1 protein-coding gene is annotated in these 803 nt (G+C 29.4%); it reads right to left on the bottom strand.

Annotation, left to right across the window (positions count from 1 at the left end):
• Nucleotides 1–35: 35 nt before the first annotated feature.
• Nucleotides 36–686 carry a PoNe immunity protein domain-containing protein gene (locus AJ888_RS00005; protein WP_002871601.1) on the bottom strand — a complete coding sequence of 217 codons (651 nt, stop codon included), beginning with the start codon at nucleotides 684–686 and terminating at the stop codon, nucleotides 36–38.
• Nucleotides 687–803: the final 117 nt, after the last annotated feature.

Raw genomic sequence — 803 nt, 5'->3', positions numbered from 1 at the left:
CATGAAAAGTCTTGTGGGTTTTAAACCCACTAAGATTAAATCAAATCATAAGGAAAGTATTTATATTGTTTAAATTCTTCTTTATCTAAATTCATTAGCTTTACAATTGCTGCACCTTCAAGATCCCAAGTATCTAGAGGATCTCTTAATCTTGTATGTTTTTTCATATATTGATGTAAAAACTCAATATCCTTAGTTGCTACAAATTCTTTAATAAGCTCGTGTTCTTTGCGAATACATTTGCGTTCTAAATTTAAATTCTTACCCTTAGAACCCATAAAATGTAAAAACCAATCTCTATTGAGAATATCCTTTCTTTTTCTCTCATCTTCTTCTACTAATTTTAATACACAAGTTGTGTCCATATCTAATAACACTCTAAGACAAAGTTCAAGGGCATTTCCCTTAAACCAGCTAATATCAATCCCCACTTCTAAACGATGTTCTTGTTTTAATAGTATGTATGCTTCTAAATCTTTTTTAACCAGATTTATATCATCACCACGAGAGTATTTATCCATAGCAATACATTTTTTTCCATCTGTTATAGAAAAAAAATAATTTTCCCTTCTTGCATCTCCTAAAGGAAGCTCCAAGAGTCTTTTTTCATCTTTTTTAACTTCTTCTTCCCATTCTATTATACGTTCGGTAAAATACGCTTCATCTTTATTAGTATCTCTTAGCATTTTCTATCCTTTCTAAATCATAAGAAAAATATTTCATTTATTTACACAAAACTGATTCTATTTTGTTTAATCATTCTGGCACGATTGATAAGAGCATAAAGGGCTATATCTTCATCA

The organism is Campylobacter sp. BCW_6467 (assembly GCF_001762855.1).
Taxonomy (GTDB): domain Bacteria; phylum Campylobacterota; class Campylobacteria; order Campylobacterales; family Campylobacteraceae; genus Campylobacter_D; species Campylobacter_D jejuni.
This window is presented reverse-complemented; position numbering and strand designations above follow the sequence as displayed.

What these genes read in the sequence shown, in the direction of transcription:
- AJ888_RS00005 (WP_002871601.1), bottom strand. Translation starts at nt 686, where the DNA reads ATGCTAAGAGATACTAATAAAGATGAAGCGTATTTTACCGAACGTATA.